Origin of the sequence: Prevotella sp. E13-17, assembly GCF_022024035.1 — a bacterium.
In the GTDB taxonomy this organism is placed as follows: Bacteria; Bacteroidota; Bacteroidia; order Bacteroidales; family Bacteroidaceae; genus Prevotella.
The window spans coordinates 390,604-406,303 of record NZ_CP091787.1 but is presented as its reverse complement, the minus strand read 5'-3'; the positions used below and the strand labels follow the sequence as shown (position 1 = coordinate 406,303).

The following is a 15,700-nucleotide window of genomic DNA, read 5'->3' as shown; positions in this document are numbered from 1 at the left end:
TTATTGTTCTGTTTTGCATTCTGACCTTCCCCAGTGCTTGAGGGAGGGGCTTCTATTCATTCTTCAAATAATCCACGGGGTTGCTGCTAGCCACACGATAGCAGCACGAGCAGACCACACCAAAGACAACAGCAAACACAAGTAGGATGGCCAAGCCATAGACTGGCGACACCAGCGAGATCTTCTCACTGAACTGTTCGAGCCACAAACGAGCCACATACCAAGCGCCTAAGACGCCTGTCACAACGGCTGGCAGCGCCACACGCAGGATGTCGATGACAAACAACCTGAGCACATCACCGATGGTGGCACCGTTAGCCTTGCGGATAGCAATCTCTTTCTGGCGACGAGCCAACTCGCCTGCCAGATAGCCAACCAGACCTATCAGGGCAATCGTGAGCGCCACCAAGACACCTATCATCACCGTTGAGCGGAAGTGACGGGCATCGGTATAGAGGTCGGCAATCATCTGGTTATAGGGCACGATGGCAATATCAAGATTGTCGGTCACGATCTCCCGTAGCTTCTTGTTGGCTGCCTCAAGCCCATCCATGGAGTGGAAACGAATGGTGATATGGTGCATCTGCTCGGGACGGCGACTATAGAAGCACACACAGGGGCGCGTATCTGGATCGGAGATACTACCCACACGGACATCCTCGAACACGCCCACAATGGTGTAAGGGCCCTCGTATGAGGTGCAGATGACCTGCTTGCCTACGGCCTGATCCCAACCTGCCAACTGTTTCATTTTCTCTTCAAACTGGCGACTCACCATCACCTCGCGCAGCGTGTCGGTCTGTTCTGTAAAGGTGCTGCCGGCAATGACAGGAATGCGCATCACATCGAAGAAGTTATCACCCACATAGAACCAGTCAGAGATATTCATATACATACGGTCATCGCCAGGCAGGAAGATATTGTCACCGCTCTGATATTTAGTCAGATCAGCATATGACATCGTGATTCCCTCGACCGACGACAGTTTGCTCAACTCGTCATAAGCCAGCTGGCGCTGCTCTTTCGAGACACCATCCATATCGACCATTCCCAATTTGGCATAATCATAGCCGGGATCGTCGTTCACCATCAGTTTATACTGTCGGCCTACCACCATCAGCAGCATGATGAGGAAGGTGGCAGACGCAAACTGCAGGCCAAGCAGCAGGAGTTTCCACAGGCGGTGTGTGTGGCTGTAGTTCTTGAAAGCCGTCGTGACGGGAATGTGGATATAGATCCATCCAGGCACCAAGCCCGTGACCAACAGCACCACCAGACAAGTGAGCAAGATGAGGAGCATATTACCACCCAGTTGCAACAATACCGTGAGCGGGGCGCCAACCAGTTCTTCGATTGTGGCTTTGAACACCCATAGCAGCAGGGCTGCGAGCACCAACGACAGCAACAGGTGGACAAGACTCTCTGCCATCACCCTCAGATAGATATGGCGACTCTCTGCACCATAGCACCTATGCACAGCCATCTCGCGGGCCCGAAGGCTGACTCCACCAATCACCAGCAGCAGATAGTTCATCACGGCACAGCCAATGAGCACGGCAGCCAAGATAGAGAGTATCCACGTCATACGCAGCGTGCCGTCGTCGTTCTTATGGTAATCGCGCAGCGGACGAACAGAGAAGCCCAGACTGACACCGGCTTTCTGGAGTTCCTCTTGAGGCAGGTTTTCTTTTTGCATGCGCTCAATCTGAGGTTTCAGGTCGTTGGGAGTGATACCCTCTGCCAGACGCACATAGCCCATAAAGCGGTCGTTGCCTATCCAGTTGTCGCGCCCGTCCCATATCAATTGCGTAATGGTGGGCATCGACACCAAGACCTCCAATCCGTGCAGACGGGAGTTCAGAGGCACATCCTCGTACACGCCGCCAATGGTGAGCATCAAGCCGTCACGCTTGTTGTAGTACACCTTCCTGCCCACCACAGACAGGGGATTGGCACTGCCAGCCAGTTTCTCAGCCAGCGAGAGCGGTATCATGCAACAGTCCACCCGACTAAGCGTCTTCTTCGCATTGCCTGCCAGCACGCGGAAGGGGAACACATCGAAGAAACAACTGTCCGCCAAGGCATAGTTGGTGCGCACGCGCTTGTCATCGTCAGTCACAATCGGCATGTCCCAAGCGAAAGTCGTGTAGCGTGTGGCGGCCTCCACCTGCGGACAGTAGCGTTTCAAGGCAGGTGCCACAGCACCAGGCGTCTGCGAATAGTGCTGGTATTCGCCGTCGTGAATCACGTCTTCGCAGGCGATATAGATGCGGTCACTCGTCGGGAAGAAATTGTCCCACGACTGTTCAAAACCAGCCTTGCCTACCAACACGATGCCTGTAGCCAAGCCTACGGCCAGGCACAATATCTTAATGAAATTGTGCTGGCCGCGCTGGTTGAGAGATTTTAATATATTCATTGTTTATTTCTGAGTGATATAATAGTTCATATGGTCTGAGTGGCTATCCACGAGTGCCTGCCACTCCAGCGTCAGTGCGTCACCGTGGCGATGACGGCTATAGTAAGACACGCTGGCAATGCTTTCGTCGGGCAACAGCGTGTAGCTGATCTGACCGACAGGCTGACCGAAGCTGGCCTTTGACTTGTTCCAGCGGCTATAGCTGACGGTATAGATGCCATTCTCGAGCGAGTAGTCGAAACGACCGATGCACCGCCACTGACTCTTTCGCCACACGAACTTAGTACGGCTGGTCAGCATGCCATCAGCAGCATATTGGTACTCATAGCGGAATATGGGTTTCCGTATACTGTCCCCCTTGTGTTTTACCTGTTCACGATATACTTCCATCATCGTTATTTCGCCATGGGCATCACGATAAGTATTGCGAACAAAGCCTGCTTCGCCATCCCTGATGGCTGAATCAATCAGATGATTGACAGAGGCAGATGTCATCACTTGTGCATTTGAAATCAGAGTCATCAGGCACATCACCAAGCTAATCATAACCTTTTTCATAATCGTAAGTATTTAAATTGTTACCACTTTGTTTGTTTTTACATTGCAAATTTACGATCATTATTGGTTCGATGCAAGCTTTTTGGGGTCCCCAAAGACCGTTCGTCTAATCTTTAGACGGTATGTCGTATGATTTGTTGACACTCACTCTCCACTTACTGCTTTTTACTCTGTTTTTATACTGTTCACAGGGTTCTCATTGGCCGTGCGCCAGCTCTGAATGATGATGGTGGCAAGGGTAACGACACCCACCGCAAGGAAGGCCAATGGGAAGAGCCACCAATATACAGGTGTGCGCTCGGCAAAGCCCTGTAGCCACTGTGTGCCAATGTACCACGCCAAGGGGGCTGCCATCACAAAGCTACCTACAAGCAGCCACACATAGCGACGGCTGAGCATGACCAGAATCTGACTGGTAGAGCTGCCCATCACTTTGCGGATGCCAATCTCCTTGCGACGATACTCTGTTTCGAACATCGTCATACAGAACACGCCGATGAGCGTGATAACAAGACAGATGAAAGAGAACACCATGACCTGACGGATGAAGCGGAACTCCTCCTGGTAGGTACTCTCAAGCGTCTGGTTCAGGAACCTCACATCTGGCTCATGCGGTGCGCCGAGCTTCATGCAGATATCCTTAATCTTCCGGCGCATTTGTACCTTATCGGTGCCTGCTGCCACACGCACGTTCATCACCCCAAGGTTATTGGTCCACCCACGACTGAGATAGGTCTCGCCATAAACGATGAAGGCCATGGGCGTGTCGTTGTTGTCCACACGGGTAGAAGCAAAGCGCACATTCTGGCACACACCAATCACCGTGAGGTCGTCATCCAGCAGTTTTTTGTCAATCTCTACCCAGTCCCATTTCTTGCGGGCTGCTTCATTGATGATATAGCAATCGCCATCGTGCTCCATGAAGTCATGGCCTTCAATTACCTGAATGCCCATGGTGTGAAGATAGTGCCAGTCCACGGGCAGAACCGTGAACTGCACCTGATGATTCTTGTCACCGCGTCCCCAAGCCATATATCTGTCGCCAGTTCCCAGAGAGAACTGCGAATAGGCCACATCAACCACACCCGTCTGCTGCATCAGCTCCGAGCGCAGGGCATCCTGCTTGTCTAACAGTTCCCAAGTATCCGCATACAGAATCTCGTCCTTGTCGTAACCATAGTCGGAGTTGAAGATGTAGTAGCTTTGCAGATAGAGGATGCCGATATAGACCACCATCACGCTGGTGATAAGGAACTGCAGACAAAGCAATAAGGTGCGCAGTTGGCGACCCTTAGGCGTAAGTCCGAAGGAACCTTTCAGGACGAGTGCAGGTTGGAAACTGGTTGCATAGAAAGCTGGATAGACACCAGCAACGATACCAACAACAATGGCTGCCAAACAAAGACACACCAATAGCAATGGATGATCGCCTAAGGCACTGCTGCCAACGGTGAGTTCGCTAATGAATGGCCACTGCGACAACAGATAGCTGACTATGACTGCCAACAGAAATGCTAAAAGCGAAGTACATACAGACTCAGCGACAACGACCAGGCGGAGCGATGACACAGGACTGCCCAACACGCGACGTGTGTTGATGCTCTTGATACGCATCGGACTCTCAGCCAGCGTGAAGTTCAGAAAGTTGATGGCAGCGATTATCAGCACCAAGAGGCACGAAAGTTGGAGAATCCAGTCAACAGCCTTGTTACCTCTGTCATGCTCAGGGTCAACACCTGCGAACCAAGTCTCTGTGATGGGTTGCAGGCGCAGGTTGAGACTTTCTTTCGTTTTTCCCTCATCCCATTGATCCTCAACACCGTGTTCGATGTACATCTGATGCATATTCTCTACCAACGGGGTTAGAATCTGTTGCTTGGCTTTCTCCGTATCCATCTGCTCCCTCAAGCGCAGATAGCAGTTATAGTTGTAGTTCTGGAAGTTTCCCTCATTCTCGTCTCCCATACAGCCATAGACGTAATTGTCGATGATGCTGTTGTCAGGAAAATCTTCATAGACACCTCTCACAACAATGCTGTCCTTGTCGTTCCACATACAGCGACCCGCCACTTGCGTAGTCCCAAAATACTTTACGGCTACTGAGGCAGGAATGATCAGTCCTTTCTGGTCACCATCCTTCCAACCGAGTTTGCCGTCGAGCAGGCGTGGAGCCATAGTCTTCAGCGCATCATTGCTAACCTTACAAGACTTAAATGTAAACTCAGTACCGTCTTTCGTAAAACGACTATCATTCTGCCAACACTGCAGCAAAGCCATACCTTCCACCTGAGGCAACTTAGCCAACTCGTCTGCCAAGAAGCGGTTTACATTCGACTGCCACTTGCTGTGGTCAAACATCGCAGGCACTTCCACGCGATAAAGCTGCTGATAGTTGGTCAGTCCTTTATTATAGGAATGGTTGTACGCGACTTGCGTCAAGAACAGGTAGCAGGCAGCAAAGGCTACCGTCAGTCCTAGGAAGTTGAGCACCGTGGCCGTCTTGAATCGGCAAGCCATGTGAAGCATATTTCTAAATACATTCATATCGTAATACCTTGTTTATTTAATCACTAACACCTCATTATCCTTGAATGCCTCGTAACCACTGGTGACAACACGTTCGCCAGATTCAAGTCCTTCAAGTACCTCGTAATACTGCGGATTTTGGCGACCGATGCGGATATTGCGGCGATAGGCTTTTTCTCCGTTTTTGTCAAGTACGAATATCCACTGGCCACCTGTGGTCTGGAAGAAGGTGCCGCGAGGGATGATGACGGCCTGCTCGGGCTGACCCAGTTCGAGGTCGATAAAATAGGTCTGACCTGTACGGATATTTTCCGGGCGCTCACCTTTGAAGATGAAGTCGCAACGGAACTTGCCCTCACGCACCTCAGGATAGACCTTACGCACTTGCAACTGATACTGTTTGTCGCCTCGTGTAAAAGTGGCTAAGAGCCCTTGGCGCACACGGTCGATATAATGCTCGTCGATCTGTGCCTGCACCTTATAGTCGGAGAGGTCGTTGAGCTGACCAATCTTCTGACCTGGTTGGATGCTCTGCCCTAGCTCCACATCGAGCAGTCCCAGTTCACCGTCGATGGCCGAGCGAATCTCGAGTTTATCCTTGCGCTGTCGCACCAGCACCACGTTCTTGCGCATGTTCTGCAGGTTGTCCTCCATCTGATCCATCTGAACGGTACGGTAGAGTGAATCCTGCTTCAGGCGCTTGGTGATGAGCGAGCGCTTCTTGACAGAGAGCTGATAGTCCTCCTGCGACTTGATATAGTCCTCCCTGCTGATGAGTCTTTCGCCATAGAGGCGCTTGTTCTGCTCATAGGTGCGCTGCTTGCGCTGGGTGTCCATATCCAACTGGGCCTGCTCCGTCTGGTTGTTCAGTCGGTCCTGTTGCATAGCCACCTGGGTGTTGCGCAGCAGATTCTGCTTCTCTGCCAGCTCAGCCTCAGCATTCAGAATTTGCAAATCGAGATTGCTGTTTGAGAGGCGCACGATGACATCACCCTTCTTCACGTGCGTACCTTCTTCCACCACCTTCTCCAGGACGATACCACCCTCTTCGGGCGATATCTGAACAATCTGGATGGGCAGCACTTGTCCGTTGGTGCGCACATAGTCCTTAAACTCAGCCCGCTGCACGTCGCTGATAGTCAGCTCGTCACGATTCACCTTGAGTGTCGAGGCATGATTGCCGAAAATCACCCACAACAATATCAGCAGCAGCAGACAGGCGCCCACCACATAGGGTGCTTTCTTCATCAGTCGCTGTGTCAGTGTCTTCTCTATTACTCTGTCCATATCGTTTCACCTTTATAATATCTGACTAATTGTTCCTTCACTATCGCCATCAACTGGCATTGCAGCAGGGTGGCTTTCGAGTTGAGCAGCTGGGCCGACGTGGTATGCACATCAATAGCCGTTGAGAGCCCTTCCTCAAACTGACGATGAGTGAGCTTATAAGCCAAAGAGTCTGCCTGCACCTTTTCCCGCATTTGCATGATCTGCTTCTGATAGCCTTGCCAGTCTTGCCACGCTTCCACGCTGAGTTTTTCCAACTCCGCCCGAGTCTGTTCAAAAGACTCTCGGGCTATTCCATAATTGTTCTTGGCCCGTCGTATGTTAGTGATAGTCTGAAGGCGGTTAAAGAGCGGTATGCTGAGGGTAGCGCCAACATATTGTCCCATATTGTTCTTCATCTGATTGCGAAAAGTCTCAGCGGCATCATTGTGCAGTGTTTTATAGTATGTGGTGCTTAGACCTGCGCTCAAATAGAGAGATGGCAACAGCGATGCACGGGCCTCATGCCAGTCATGCTTAGCCGCCTGCATCTGATAAAAAGCCTCTTGAAGTGAAGAATGAGAAGCAGAAAGCGAAGAAGGATTGTCACAACCTGAAATAAGCGAGCATATTGATTCCCGCTGCTCAGACAAGTCTACATGCTTCATGCTGAGTTCTTCGTTTAACGGGAACGCCATCATCTTTTTCAACTCAAGCAGAGCCGAGGCACAGAGGTTCTGCTGACGGATGAGTTCATAGTCGGCCTCAGCCTTTTGCGACTCTACCTGAGCAACATCGGCAGCACTCTTTCGCCCCACCTCTTCCAACAGGCGCACCTGTTTCAGCAGTAACTCTGACTCACGGACTTTTTCTTCGGCCATCTTCACCAATCCGTCGTAGTAGGCAGCATTGGCATAAGCCTGCAGGGTATTGAGCGCGACCTGGTCCTGCTGCTTTCGCAAACCAGCACGTCCCATCAGCACACTGGCCTTTGCAGCCTTCAACGCATGCAGACGACTGAACCCATCAAAGACGGGCAGCGAGGCAGACAACTGATAACCGTTATAGAAGGTACTCACGTCGGTATAGCCATTGGTCTCCGGGTCGATAGCTCGACCGAAATTATACTGAGCACCAACGCTAGCATCAACGGCAGGCAGAAGCCGACCGATGGCACTTGTCTTTGCAGCCTTGTAGTTATCGAGTTCTAACTCGGCTCGCTTCACTTCATGATTATGTGCTACAGCATACTGCATGCACTTCTGCATCGTCCATTCGTTTTGCGCCGCAATGCGCATGGACACCAAACTCAATAGTACAATCAACGTCGTTTTCATGCTGCAAAATTAAATCTATTACTTAACATTACCATGCCTTTAAAAGCGCGAGAAGGCAAAACGTCTAAAAATTATACACTCTCACGTATGATTCCTTGACGAAAATTCACTAATTTTGCAACATGAATAAATATGGAACCATACTCATCGCAGACGACAATGCTTCGATTCTGACAGCAATGCGCTATCTGCTGGACAATTCTTTCAACCATGTCTTGACCACCACCAAACCCGATGACATTCTGAAAATCATGGCTCAACAGACGGTTGACATCGTGATACTCGACATGAACTTCACCTTGGGCGTCAATAATGGCACCGAGGGCTTATTTTGGCTTCGAGCCATTCACAAACAGCATCCTCAGACGCCCGTGGTCTTGCTGACGGCATATGCTGATGTCAGCCTGGCGGTGAAAGGTCTGAAGAATGGTGCCGCCGACTTCATCACCAAGCCATGGGACAACGACGAACTGGTACATAAACTGAAAGATGTGCTTGACATGCAGAGCGAGATTGTGAGTCTCGATGAAATGGAGAAAGAGCATATCCGTCGCGCCATAGACCACTGTCATGGCAATCTCACGCAGGCTGCAGATCTTCTGGGCATCACCCGACAGACGCTCTACAACAAGATGAAACGACTTTGAGAACGGAGAACGGAGAGTTATGATTACCTGGGGGATTATAATAGGTGTAGTGATATTGTTGGTGGGGGCCATCGTGCGCCATCAGCGCAAGCTCAGGTTGCGTGCCCACATCATGCAGGAGGCGATACGCAACCAAGACTTCACTTTCCGCTTGCCAACGCATGGAATGTTCTTCGGCGAACGTGCCATGCAAGAGACGATGAACCAGTTGGGAGAGAGCATCCGTCAACAGATGAACAAGAACGAGGTGGAGTCATGGGAACGGCTGACCCGTGTGCTGACCCACGAGATGATGAATGCCACAGCACCTATTACCAGCATCAGCCAATCACTCTTGAACCGCGACGATGTAAAGGGTACGCCTCTCGAGGATGGCGTCCGCGCCATCTATGAAACATCTCAGCACATGAGCAACTTCGTGGTTAACTACCGAAAGATGTCGGAACTGGAGAAGCCAACCATGAGCAACATCCACCTGCATGCCATGATTGACGATATCAGCAATGCCTACCCACTGCTCACATGGGAAAAGGAGATTGCCGAAGACCTGATGGTACATGCAGATGCCGGCATGCTGCGTCAGGTTCTCATGAATCTGGTGAAGAACGCCATTGAGGCGGATGCCAAAAAGATGGTTATTCAGACAGAAAGAAAAGAAAGAAGCGACAGCACCCTACTCTACATCAGCAATGACGGAGCCCCCATCCTTGCCGAAAACCGCCAATCGCTCTTTGTTCCTTTCTTCACGACAAAGCGCAGTGGCAGCGGCATCGGTCTTTCACTGAGCCGACGCATGATGATACAACAAGGCGGTTTGCTCGAACTTGCAGACACGCCACATTCAGGATGTCACGTCACCTTTATCCTGTCACTCCAGAATCGCTCATAAACAAAAAGGCGGCAATGGGATTGTACTCCGATTGTCGCCTTTTGAATATATAGGTAAAGAATAGTTATATTATGCCTTTGTCACATCAAAATGTGTTATACTTCTCATCGATTAAGAACACAAGTACATCTTGCATTGCGCAACAAAGATAGGCATAAAAATCCTGTCCTGCAATAGCTAAGACAAGATTGTAACAGCGAAAGACAAGATTGAAATAGATTACAGACAAGATTTAAAGGGCCTAACAGCTATTTCAGCGCATTCTTCCTAAAGTCAGACGGACTCATACTGAAATGCTGACGGAAACAACTGCAAAAATAGGTGTTGCTGCTGAAGCCACTCTCGGTGGCAACCTGCACAATACTCTTTTCGGGACTGCCCACCAACAACACAGCCGAATAGTCTAATCGAAGAGCCTGCAAGTAACTGCTAAGTTTGGCATACTTGCTGCCCTTGGAAAAGATGGTTCCCACACGTTCTTTAGACAGATGGAAGCGATCCATGATGGTCTGGCGTTCAAAGTGCGGATTGAGGAACAGTTGTTCGCGCACTATGACATCGTTGATATATTGGAAAAGATGCTCGTCTGTCATTGCATCCAACTCAGTCGGCTCAGCCTGCGACTCGTTCTCCGTTCGCTTATTCTCCCAATACTTCTCTCTGTAGTTGGCTGTCTCTGCTATCTGCTGTGCCAAGATCTTGTTCTTACGGCTGATAGCTCTATTCTTGAAAACCACCACAACAACAAAAACGATGAGCAACAAAGTCAGAACACCAATGCATGTAGAAAAGTACATGACCTTTCTGACTATTTCACGCTGATGCTCGGCCTCTATTCGTTGTTGCAGGGCTTGCTCGTAGGCAATATGCTCGCGGACAGTTGCTTTTCTGACACCTTCCTCTATCTTTTCAAAAGCAGCAATCATGTTGCCCTGATCGCCCAAAGAAGCATAAGCCGCCGCAATATAGTTCTGAGCTTGTCTGCGATAGAACCGGATATAATCGGCTCTTTCTTGCTCGGTTTCTGGTTCTCGGTCACTACCGTCATGATAGTTGTCGGGATGTAGCTCGTAGTCATCCAGATGTTCAAGGATAAGACGAGCCAGCGGCAATGCCTCGGTATATCTGTCGCTTGTGCCAAGCGAAACAATCTTTCGCTTCATGGCAATGATAAGGGCATCAAGTTCATTGAAGGCGCCGCGGTCGCGCTCATTATGGAACGTGGCTTCAAGTTCATAGATCACACTGTCCAACTTTGCCATTCCCTCGTCGTGATGTCCCATCGTACAGAGTGCTGCACCGATCTCGGCCTCAGTGCGCAGCGCATTGGTCTGCTGACTGGGCCCCATCTGATGGCACAAATCGACATATTGGTGCGAACGCTGTATCCAACGTGCCGTATCGTTCTGCATGCGGGCGGTATATGACAACACCTCCAATACATCAAGCAGGTCTCTCTTGTCGGCCTTGATGGAATCGTGACTCAGCAGACGTTCGCCAATGACACGTGCTTTCTCTAATCTGACATCCTTTGGTCCACCAAGCAACGAGTCGGCCTGGTCGTACATCTGAGTCATACTGTAGATGCGTGCCCGGCACTGATCGGCCTGCCACTCGCTTAAGTGACCCACTATGACTGCAGAATCCACAATCTGCAACGCCCGCTCTGGCTGATAGCCATAGATTCTCATGGCAGCTGCTTGAGTGTAGAGGGTGTCTGATGGTTGTGGTTCACGGGCAGGATTTTGTTTCTTCTCCGTATTCGTACAGCCCACAACCGTTGTCAAGACACCAACAACTATCGGCAGGAGGCATGCTTTAATCATATACTGAAAAGCATTTATTGTAATCAAGTTAAGATTCTGTTTCATCAGTATAATAAGTTAAGGTGGTCAGTTATTCCAATTAAAGCAAATCAAGGGAGAATAATCAATCATCAATGATGGTAATGCGGTGCTGCGTGCTGCGATAGCGCTCGATGTCGGCAGGTGTGAGTTTTCCCAGATAGTCTGCCACGCAATCGCGATTAAGTACCTTCGTAGAAACGAGGAACGGACAGTTCTTCAGCATGTCGTAGAAGCCTCCACGGGAATAATAGTCGATGGTGGCCACACTATATTTCCGGTGAAGATCCAAAGGTTCATACACCCGACTGTCTTTGTTGAGCACCTTCACATCAGAAACGGTATTACGCTTGCTGTGAATGGTATATGTCATACCCGACACATGAGGGAAGAAACCCTCTTCCAAGGGCAGATTAGACGTACATTTCACCAGCATGTCGAACAACTGCTGACCTGTGACCTCAATCTTGCACATCCTATTAATGAAAGGCAACGCGTTGACCACATCACCATAGCAGACGCTTCCGGCGGGAATGCTGTTGCGAAGACCGCCACCATTCATCAAGCCTATGTCGGAATCCAGGAAATCGACATAAGCGTCTGACACCAGATCACCGAGGTTGGTTTCTGCCAGTCGGCACAGTCTGTCGCCTTTTGCATCGTTGATGGTCAGTTCATAGTCTGTTTGGCAAAGCTGACGCGAGGTAACCTCGTGCATGTCGGCATTGACACTATCAATGGTCGTAGCCACTTTCTCGCTTTTAAAAGGTATGTCGGCAGCAGCTATGAGCGACGTGAGAAAACGGCCATCGCCGGTGATGACAAGTTTGCCGACGTTGGCAAATCGCGTGCCAGTCTGCGTGACAGGAACGAGTTGTCCATCGAGGTTTCTCACCTCTTCACGCTCAAAGACATGATGGGTATGTCCGTCGAGCACCACATCGACACCGCGGGTAGCTGCCACCAGACGATGCGAGGTGACACCCGTTTCGCCCTCTTCCTCTCCAAGATGCGACAGCATCACCACGTAGTCGGCACCTTCGCTGCGTGCCTTATCCACATTCTGCTGCACCAGCTGATAGAAATCAGCAGTACGCATGTCGTAGAGTTTACGTCCATTCAAGTCAAAGAAGGCATATCCTTCGAGTGTCATCGACTCGGGTGTCGTCACACCTACAAAAGCCACACGCTTGTCGCCATATTGCTTCATGACATAGGGAGGCAACATCGGCTGCTGGCTCTGTTGGGAATAGAGGTTGGCACATATCACCGGGGCATGCATCTGGGGCACGAGCTCCATGAGGCGTGGCACGCCAAAGTCAAACTCATGATTGCCCAGGGTCAACACGTCGTAACCAGTGCTGGATATGATATTGGCGATATACATGCCCTCTTTCAGCGTGCATGCCACTCCACCCGAGAGATAGTCTCCACAACTGACGGCTGCTGCCCAGGCGGTATCACTCTTGGCCACAGCGTCGCGCAGGCCTGCAATCTTGGCATAGCCGTCTATACCACCATGAACATCATTATCGTAGAAAATGACAATGCTCTTACCCTTAGATGAATCATCTATTTTATTTGACAGGTTTTTCGTGGTGCTGCATGCTGCAAAAAGGCAACACAAAGCACTCATTGCAGCAATTTGTCGCAGCTGTTGCATTGTCATCCTATTCATTAAACTACTCATAGCAAAGATATTTTCGTGACAAAAGTACATAAAAATATTTATCTTTCCAAATAATTGCCGTCATTTTTATCAGACTGCTCCTACTGATAGCTGACGTAGGGACGCAGACGAGCAATGGCCTCAGGCGAGAAGTCGGGCAGCAGAGAGAGTTGCTGCAGGTCGGTGATGGTGCCGTGCTGACGACGATAATCGACAATAGCCCGAGCCTGGTAGTAGTTGATGTAGGGATGACGCCGCAACTCATTGAGCGAAAGATGGTTGATGGCCAACTGACGGACGTGGGCATCGCCCGTTACCCGCACATACTTCTTGACATCGGCAGGCAGATCGTCGATCTCATTCAACTGTTCCACACTGACATAGCCACCAAGACGCTGTCCATAGGCCACAATGCGACGGGCATAATAGCTGCCAATGCCAGGCACGCGTTGCAGCATGGCAGTATCCAGAACGTTCAGGCCGACGGTCTCGCCTTCACGAATCTTTGAGGTGTGATAAAGCGTGTCACGATGGTTATCAGCTGCACTGCTCACGAGTGTAGAGGCGGGTTGATAATCAGAGGAGATGCGGATATAAGGTTCCAACTCACGATACTGCTTGACAGTGAGGCCATAAAGGCGGGCAAAGTCGTCCTTTGAGCGATAGATGCCACCCGAAGCCCGATAGCGGTAGATATTGCGCACCTGCCAAGGTTGCAGCCCGAGGCGCAACAACTGGGTGCTGTCTGCCGTGTTGGGGTCGAACGGGAAACGCTCGACGCGGCGCGCTTCTGTCTGATAATAGGGCTCAGACTTCGGCTGTCGCTGACTGCCACGCTGCCAACCAGCCACCGGTTGTGCCGTTTCCTCATCAGACACATCATCGTCAAGGATGCCAACAGCCACAAATGCCACTAAGCCCAGCAGCAAGAGGGCTACGAAAACACGACGATCGCTCTTGTTGATATAGAAGAAGTCGCGCAACCTCATATCACACCAAACTGATGGAGGAAGATGAGCAGAATGCAGATGGGACAGACAAAACGAACGGCAAAGATATAGATGCCGAAGAGGCGGCCACGGAAAGTTCCGCCATTGGTGAACTCATCCTTGACGACTGCCTTTGGCACATACCACCCCAGGAACAAGCAGGTGAGCAGTCCGCCCGTGGGCAGGAATATCTGACCGGTGAGGTAGTCGAACCAGTTGAACAAGGACTTGCCACCCACCATGAGCCACTCACGACCATCGCCAAACGACAGCGAACAGAACACGCCAATCACGGCACAGGTCAGCGTGACAATGGCGGCAGCCTTGCGACGCGAGATGTTGAGTTCTTCGTGGAAAAAGGCGGTGCTGACCTCGTGAAGAGACATTAGGGAGGTCAGGGCTGCCAACGACAACAGGGCGTAGAAGAGCAGGGCTACCACCTCTCCAAGGTAAGGTATCCCAGAGAAAGCCTGTTGGAACACGCTGGGCAGGGTGATGAACACCAGTCCGGGACCACAATACTGACTGGACAGATTGGGATCGCTCATCAGCTCGGGGGCATTAGGATAGATGGCAAAGAACGCGGGGAATATCATGAGACCTGCCAGAATGGCTATCAGCGTGTCGATGCTTACGATCTGAAAGGCTGACTTCGTGAGGTGGGTGTCTTTCTTGAAATAGCTGGCATAGGTGCAAAGACAGCCCATGCCCACACTGAGCGAATAGAAAGCCTGTCCCAGTCCGCCCAACAGCACATTGCTATCGACCTTCGAGAAGTCGGGGTTAAACAGGAAGCTGACGCCTCGGCCGGCACCAGGCAGGGTGCATGAAGCCACCGCAATCACGATGAGCAGAATGAAGAGCAAGGGCATCATCATCTTAGACCCCTTCTCTATACCTTTCTCTACGCCACGCGAGATGATGAAATGGCACAGCAGCATGAACAGCAGCATACAGACAATGGGCTTCCACGGATGGGCAGAGAAGGTCTCGAAATAGGTCTTCACATAATCGGCATCGCCCATCAGATGACCAGCTGCAGAAGCATAGATGTACTGCAGACACCAGCCCGACACCACGACATAATAGCCCGTGATCAGGAAACCAGTGAAGACGCCGAAGAGGCCGATGAGGCGCCAAGGGGTGCCATTGGCCAACTTGGCATAGGCACGAGCCGTGTTGGCCTGTGCCCGACGTCCTATGATAAACTCGTTGAGCATACAGGGTATGCCTAATATCAGCACGCATGCCACATAGACAAGAATAAAGGCTGCACCACCGTTTTGGCCAGTCATATAGGGGAAACGCCACACATTGCCCAGTCCTACGGCCGACCCCGCAGTGGCAAGTATGATGCCTAACTTACTACCGAAATTTGCTCTTTCCGTCTGATTCATTTCTCGTATCCTGTTAAAAACGGATGCAAAAGTAGGAAAAAAAAACGAAACTTGGGTAATAAATCGTAAATAAAATCAAACCGACAGCACCAACCTAATAAGAAAAATAGCAGAATGAACTACAAATTGTAACCAAAGGAAGTAGCTTTGCACGGTACT

11 protein-coding genes are annotated in these 15,700 nt (G+C 50.6%); 2 read left to right on the top strand and 9 right to left on the bottom strand.

The features are described 5' to 3' along the window. Positions 1-52 precede the first annotated feature (52 nt). The 5 genes from L6472_RS01260 to L6472_RS01240 all read right to left on the bottom strand — a co-directional run bounded on the left by L6472_RS01260 (position 53) and on the right by L6472_RS01240 (position 8,106). Complete coding sequence (locus tag L6472_RS01260; RefSeq protein ID WP_237806484.1) at positions 53-2,419, bottom strand: ABC transporter permease; 2,367 nt, start codon at positions 2,417-2,419, stop codon at positions 53-55. Positions 2,420-2,422: 3 nt separating this feature from the next. Beyond that, positions 2,423-2,977, bottom strand: a complete 555-nt coding sequence (locus L6472_RS01255) for a DUF3836 domain-containing protein (RefSeq protein ID WP_237806482.1) — start codon at positions 2,975-2,977, stop codon at positions 2,423-2,425. A 165-nt stretch (positions 2,978-3,142) separates the two neighbouring features. Continuing rightward, positions 3,143-5,521, bottom strand: coding sequence for an ABC transporter permease (locus tag L6472_RS01250; RefSeq protein WP_237806480.1), 2,379 nt, complete (start codon positions 5,519-5,521; stop codon positions 3,143-3,145). A 15-nt stretch (positions 5,522-5,536) separates the two neighbouring features. Next, on the bottom strand, positions 5,537-6,790 hold the full coding sequence (locus L6472_RS01245; protein WP_237806479.1) for an efflux RND transporter periplasmic adaptor subunit: 1,254 nt from the start codon (positions 6,788-6,790) through the stop codon (positions 5,537-5,539). Next, complete coding sequence (locus L6472_RS01240; RefSeq protein ID WP_237806477.1) at positions 6,778-8,106, bottom strand: TolC family protein; 1,329 nt, start codon at positions 8,104-8,106, stop codon at positions 6,778-6,780. Before L6472_RS01240 ends, L6472_RS01245 begins: the two co-directional genes overlap by 13 nt. A gap of 122 nt (positions 8,107-8,228) precedes the next feature. On the opposite strand from L6472_RS01240, the gene L6472_RS01235 reads away from it, so the two are divergent. Together L6472_RS01235 and L6472_RS01230 are read left to right on the top strand one after the other, a co-directional pair. Continuing rightward, positions 8,229-8,753, top strand: a complete 525-nt coding sequence (locus L6472_RS01235; protein WP_237806475.1) for a response regulator — start codon at positions 8,229-8,231, stop codon at positions 8,751-8,753. A 19-nt stretch (positions 8,754-8,772) separates the two neighbouring features. Then, entirely contained in the window at positions 8,773-9,642 is an 870-nt protein-coding gene (locus tag L6472_RS01230; protein WP_237806473.1) for a PAS domain-containing sensor histidine kinase, read from the top strand. Between the two features lie 248 nt (positions 9,643-9,890). On the opposite strand, the gene L6472_RS01225 is transcribed toward L6472_RS01230, so the two are convergent. The 4 genes from L6472_RS01225 to L6472_RS01210 all read right to left on the bottom strand — a co-directional run bounded on the left by L6472_RS01225 (position 9,891) and on the right by L6472_RS01210 (position 15,541). Continuing rightward, on the bottom strand, positions 9,891-11,468 hold the full coding sequence (locus L6472_RS01225; RefSeq protein WP_237806470.1) for a helix-turn-helix domain-containing protein: 1,578 nt from the start codon (positions 11,466-11,468) through the stop codon (positions 9,891-9,893). A gap of 103 nt (positions 11,469-11,571) precedes the next feature. Then, entirely contained in the window at positions 11,572-13,164 is a 1,593-nt protein-coding gene (locus L6472_RS01220; RefSeq protein WP_237806468.1) for a bifunctional UDP-sugar hydrolase/5'-nucleotidase, read from the bottom strand. Positions 13,165-13,256: 92 nt separating this feature from the next. After that, positions 13,257-14,144 carry a helix-hairpin-helix domain-containing protein gene (locus L6472_RS01215; protein ID WP_237806466.1) on the bottom strand — a complete coding sequence of 296 codons (888 nt, stop codon included), beginning with the start codon at positions 14,142-14,144 and terminating at the stop codon, positions 13,257-13,259. Then, complete coding sequence (locus L6472_RS01210) at positions 14,141-15,541, bottom strand: sodium-dependent transporter (RefSeq protein WP_237806464.1); 1,401 nt, start codon at positions 15,539-15,541, stop codon at positions 14,141-14,143. Before L6472_RS01210 ends, L6472_RS01215 begins: the two co-directional genes overlap by 4 nt. Positions 15,542-15,700: the final 159 nt, after the last annotated feature.

Coding starts and splice junctions, on each gene's coding strand:
- L6472_RS01260 (WP_237806484.1), bottom strand. CDS start 2,419: ATGAATATATTAAAATCTCTCAACCAGCGCGGCCAGCACAATTTCATT.
- L6472_RS01255 (WP_237806482.1), bottom strand. CDS start 2,977: ATGAAAAAGGTTATGATTAGCTTGGTGATGTGCCTGATGACTCTGATT.
- L6472_RS01250 (WP_237806480.1), bottom strand. CDS start 5,521: ATGAATGTATTTAGAAATATGCTTCACATGGCTTGCCGATTCAAGACG.
- L6472_RS01245 (WP_237806479.1), bottom strand. CDS start 6,790: ATGGACAGAGTAATAGAGAAGACACTGACACAGCGACTGATGAAGAAA.
- L6472_RS01240 (WP_237806477.1), bottom strand. CDS start 8,106: ATGAAAACGACGTTGATTGTACTATTGAGTTTGGTGTCCATGCGCATT.
- L6472_RS01235 (WP_237806475.1), top strand. CDS start 8,229: ATGAATAAATATGGAACCATACTCATCGCAGACGACAATGCTTCGATT.
- L6472_RS01230 (WP_237806473.1), top strand. CDS start 8,773: ATGATTACCTGGGGGATTATAATAGGTGTAGTGATATTGTTGGTGGGG.
- L6472_RS01225 (WP_237806470.1), bottom strand. CDS start 11,468: ATGATTAAAGCATGCCTCCTGCCGATAGTTGTTGGTGTCTTGACAACG.
- L6472_RS01220 (WP_237806468.1), bottom strand. CDS start 13,164: ATGAATAGGATGACAATGCAACAGCTGCGACAAATTGCTGCAATGAGT.
- L6472_RS01215 (WP_237806466.1), bottom strand. CDS start 14,144: ATGAGGTTGCGCGACTTCTTCTATATCAACAAGAGCGATCGTCGTGTT.
- L6472_RS01210 (WP_237806464.1), bottom strand. CDS start 15,541: ATGAATCAGACGGAAAGAGCAAATTTCGGTAGTAAGTTAGGCATCATA.